This window comes from Rhodococcus sp. 06-156-4 (genome assembly GCF_002259345.1).
GTDB lineage: Bacteria > Actinomycetota > Actinomycetes > Mycobacteriales > Mycobacteriaceae > Rhodococcoides > Rhodococcoides fascians_E.
Genome location: NZ_NPGB01000009.1, coordinates 1 through 5,138 on the forward strand (window position 1 = coordinate 1; position 5,138 = coordinate 5,138).

3 protein-coding genes are annotated in these 5,138 nt (G+C 59.7%); all 3 read right to left on the bottom strand.

What is annotated here, in order from left to right:
- Positions 1-1,136: glycosyltransferase (locus CH290_RS05845; protein WP_094624334.1), on the bottom strand; the 1,136-nt coding region annotated here is incomplete at its 3' end.
- 81 nt (positions 1,137-1,217) lie between these two features.
- The gene (locus CH290_RS05850) at positions 1,218-2,726 is read right to left on the bottom strand and encodes a sugar transferase (RefSeq protein ID WP_495677183.1); all 1,509 of its coding nucleotides are present in this window, start codon (positions 2,724-2,726) and stop codon (positions 1,218-1,220) included.
- 618 nt (positions 2,727-3,344) lie between these two features.
- Complete coding sequence (locus tag CH290_RS05855; RefSeq protein WP_033188031.1) at positions 3,345-4,664, bottom strand: UDP-glucose dehydrogenase family protein; 1,320 nt, start codon at positions 4,662-4,664, stop codon at positions 3,345-3,347.
- Positions 4,665-5,138: the final 474 nt, after the last annotated feature.

The following is a 5,138-nucleotide window of genomic DNA, read 5'->3' on the forward strand; positions in this document are numbered from 1 at the left end:
AATACCTTTGCTCCGTCGGAATGATGGTTGTCGGTGCTGGCCATGCTTGCGGCCAATGCGTCGAAAAAACGCTTCTCACTGAACGTGTCCAGGTGATCAACCAGCTTGCTGCTTGCCCACTCGCCGGCTTCGAGGTCGTCTACGGCTGCCTCGATCAATTCGGGATCCGGTTGATCAAAGTAGACGCCTGTGACGCCCTCGTCGATCGTGTCGAGAAATCCACCCCAGCGGAGCACTGCGCTCGGCTTTCCATAGGCCGCGGCTTCCAGCGGAGTAAGCCCGAAATCTTCGTAGCTTGCAGCCACAAGCCCACTGCAATGGCTGTACAGCCAACGGATTTGCGCGTCCGACAGATCCTTCACCATGACGATGTTGGATCCAGCCAGGCGAGCGAGTTCCGACTCTTGGGGACCACTTCCGACGACGACCAGACGCCTGGCGCCGCCATTGAACGCGTCGATCACCTTGTCGACGTTCTTGTATGGCAGCAGTCTCGAGATGCACAGGTAGTAGCCCGCGTCATCCCATCCCAGATTCCCGACCGCTTCGACTACCTCCGTCGGTCGGCTCGCGTCGAGCGATTGCGGGGCAGGGAGCACAGTAGACGGCAGACCATAGGCGTCCTGGATCCGAGACTTCACCACCGATGAGATCGCAAAGTATCGGGATGCACTTGCGGCGGCACGTCGATCCCAGGCTTTGAGAAGTGGGCTGTACATCCACAGCAAAGCTCGCAGCGCGCGCGACGGCGCCTCTCCGAGGTACGTTTCTCGCTGATACAACCATCGGGCAGGCGAGTAGCAGTAGACGATTTTCTCGCCCGTCGTGCGGAATCCGTGTGACCAGCCGCTGCTACTCGCCAACACCACATCGGCGTCGATCTTGAGGGCCGACGCTGCAAACGGAAGAACCGGAAGTGCAAACCGGTGGTTCTTTCGCAAAAGAGAGATGCGGTTGATCGGGGACGTCCTGATGTCGAAATCTCGAAACTCCGGGTACGTGCCGTCTGGGTCGTACAACGTCGTGTAGATGGGGGCATCGGGGAACGCACGAGCCATGGCCAGAACCACTTTTTCGGCTCCACCTCGTTGGGTGAGGTAGTCATGCGCGATTGCGACCTTAAGCTTCTTGCTCAATTGAAATCCCCGACTCCAGATACTGCCCACACCAGAAGGGTTGGGCGCCTTTGACGTTACTTCGCGTTCCTTTCGGCGCCTCTAGTACGCGCCGTCGCTTCCGGCAACTGCCTTCACTGTTTTGGCAATGATCAGTAGGTCACCGACCATGGACCAGTTCTCGACGTACGAAAGATCAAGACGCACTGTCTCTTCCCACGAAAGATCACTTCGTCCGCTGACCTGCCAGAGCCCAGTGATTCCAGGCTTCACCAAAAGCCTCCGACGAACGTCACCGTCGTACGTCTCGACCTCGCGGCGCAACGGGGGCCGAGGGCCGACGACGCTCATCTCGCGTCTGAGCACGTTCAGGAATTGCGGCAGCTCGTCGATGCTGAAACGGCGCATGAACTTTCCAACCTTGGTAACTCTTGGGTCGTCGCGCATCTTGAACAGCACGCCGCCGTCGCTCTCGTTCTGCGCGAGAAGCGCGTCGACCTGCTTGTCGGCGTTCTGCACCATGCTGCGGAACTTGATCATGGCGAACGGCTTGCCGTCGATGCCCATACGCTCAGACTTGTAGAACACCGGACCGCGACTCGTGAGCTTCACCGCCAACGCTGCGACCAGGAGAACGGGCGTGATCATGAGGAGAACCGCGCTGGCGAATGCGAAGTCGAAAGCCGTCTTGCTGAAGCGAGTGGCACCGTTGTACTGCGGCTTCTCCACGTGGATCAGAGGAAAGCCAGCAACAGGACGCATCACCAGGCGTGGGCCAGCGACGTCGACCACGCCAGGCGCGACCACAAGGTCCACGTTTTTCTTCTCGAGGTCCCACACCATCTTGCGGATGCCCTTGGTGCCCAGGTGCTCAGTAGCGGTAACTGCGACGGTGTCGGCGCCGGACTTCTCGATAGCGTCGACCACGCTGTACTCGTCACCGAGGATCGGAATCTCGAATCCGTCGACCGTGACGGCCTCGCGCTCGGGCTCGTAGCCAGGGATGCACATTCCCACCACGCTGTAGCCGGCGGCGGGGTTGCGCTCGAACTGCTTAGCCATCGACACGGCTGCCTTGCGGCTTCCGACTATTAGCACAGCTGTCTGGTACTGACCTTTACTGCGCTTCGAGGCGACAGACTTGCGCCACGCCCATCTGCTGAGCAGGAGACCCAAGAGCCCGACCGGCAGCGCGATTGCCAGATACAGCCGTGCGATATCGATCTTGAAGAGAAGCGACAGAATCGCGATGACTCCGAACAAACGGAACGTCGCGGACACGATGCGGCGGTATTCTTCCGCACCGTTTCCGATAACCCTGGGCGAGCGGGTGCGGAAGATCGCGAGAAACGAGATCCAGATTGCTGCCAGCAGAACCGACACTCCGGTGTAGCTGGCGAAGGCGCGTGCTCCCTCGGACTGCAGCTCGCCGAACCTGATCAATTGAGCTGCCGCGACTGCAGCGACGACAACAACGACGTCCGTAACACGAAGCCTGTCGACGTACTGATGCTCCCAGACACGGCGCGAGGTAAGTCGTCTCTCACGCTTCGGTGCCTTCTGTAGCGTGCCCCCGCCCGGAGTCCGCTGCACTGATCCGATAGTTGCCACCGACTCCCCCTCCTCACTCTGCTCCCGCAGCTCGAAGGCCGGCGGACTGTCGTCAATGAACCGTGGTTCGACACATCTGCACTGACGTGAGGGAACCGATCGCTAGCTGCCCGCTGCTCGAGCATTCAAATTTTCGCACGCAATCGGAAAAGCGACTCTCCAAGTGGGTCACATCACAGAATGATTACGCCGACCCAACTGGTTTACCACACCCGCAATCCCGCCCGTGGGCAAGTTTGTGAGATTTCCCGACGCGAGGTGCATCGACAAAAATTCAACTTTCGTTACAGCCAACTCAGCAAGGAGCCATGTTTTGTGAGTCTCACTGCGACACAAAGGAAGTCTGCGTAAGTTTCACAACTTCGCCTCGTTGAGCGAGCTTCATTTACATCGTCGAAACATGCAAGTGCGCCTGATTTTTACACAAGCCACTCAAATGCTTTGACAAACCTTCCTTGCGGCGCGCGGTTGCGCACAAGCGGTCATTGTGCCGGTTTTGCATGTCCCGCACAAACGTCGAATGGAAATTGTTAATTCACATGAATGACGCTGGTTTCAGACAATCTTCAAAACCCGAGTTCAGCGTCTCGAACGGGCTGAAACAAGCACGAAGAACGGTTACGGACGCCCTAGCCCGCGGTAAGTCCATCCCGCGGCTCGCCACTCGTCCGGGTCGAGGCAGTTCCGTCCGTCGATCAAGGTTTTCGACCGAACAACTCCGTCGAGGTCAGCCGGCTTCAGTGCCTTGAACTCTTTCCACTCGGTCAGAACAAGCACTACGTCAGCACCCTCGCACGCCTCGAGGGCAGACGAGCTGTACCCCAGCGTCGGGAACAACGCACGCGAGTTGTCCATGGCCTTCGGATCGAACACGTTGACAGCCGCACCCTGAAGCTGAATCTGGCCGGCGACGTTCAGCGCGGGAGAGTCCCTTACGTCGTCGGAGTCGGGCTTGAAGGCTGCTCCCAGGACAGCGACACGAGCACCAAGCAATGACCCGCAGGCCTCCCGAGCAAGCTCCACCATGCGCGTGCGTCGGCGCATGTTGATGTTGTCCACCTCGCGCAGGAACGTCAACGCCTGGTCGGCACCGAGCTCGCCGGCGCGGGCCATGAATGCTCTGATGTCCTTGGGAAGGCAGCCACCGCCGAAGCCGATGCCTGCGTTCAGAAACTTGCGACCGATCCGGTCGTCGTGGCCGATCGCGTCCGCCAGAACCTTCACGTCGGCGCCGGATGCCTCGCATACCTCGGCGATGGCGTTGATGAACGAGATCTTGGTGGCCAGGAAGGCGTTGGCCGAGGCTTTGACCAGCTCGGCCGTCGCCAAGTCGGTGACCAGGAATGGAATCTCTTCGTCGAGCAGTTGGGCATAGACCTCACGTGCCAGACCTTCTGCACGACCTGGTCGGTCTCGGTCCACACCGAGGACCAGGCGATCGGGATGCAGCGTGTCTTTTACTGCATAGCCCTCGCGGAGGAACTCCGGGTTCCAGGCGACCTCTACGTCGTCACCCGCCGGGGACAGCGCGCGTGCAAGCGCTCCCAGGCGAGCCGCGGTGCCCACCGGAACGGTGGACTTGCCGAAGATGATGGCGGGCTTCGTCAACAGCGGCGCAAGCGTCGTCACGACGGCGTCGACGTAGATCATGTCCGCAGCGAACTCGCCCTTCTTCTGGGGAGTGCCCACGCCGAGGAAGTGAACCTCGGCGAACTCGGCAGCCTCCTCGTAGGAAGAAGTGAAGCGGAGACGGCCGGCCGCGATGTTGCGCTGAAGGACCTCTTCCAACCCGGGCTCGTAGAAGGGAACCTCACCGGCCTCGAGCTTGGCCAACTTTGCGGGGTCGACATCGACACCCAGCACCTCGTGGCCCAGCTCAGCCATACAGGCTGCATGCGTGGCCCCGAGATATCCGGTGCCGAACACTGTGATCCGCATAGCGCTGCTTCCCCCGTCAGAGACCGAACCCGAGAATCGATTTGAGATGTCTGAGGCACGTCGACATTGACGGCCGCTCTTGCCCTGCACATAGTAAACGCTTGAACTGAGAAGTCGTGCGCCAGTTCGTGCCGGCCACTGGACAGTCTGCACAGTTGATCGTGATCCCGCAGTGTTCACGAGATCATCGCTAAGACAACGGGACACGAACATGCAGTGAACCAAGCACGTCGCACTTTTCCGAAGCGTCATTCAAGCGAATGATGCACGCCTGCCCCGGAAACAAGCGACACCTCTGTGCAACAGCTCCTTGGAGTCGTGGATCGCCCGATCGATTTACGCCACCGAACTAGATCCGTCGTTGTCTGCAATAATCCAGAGGCCGCGTCGGCTGACGAGTTCTGCATGTGGAACGGACCTCGCCCTCAGCGGACATCTACTTACTTTTCGGCTCCCTACGTAACGAAAGCAGTG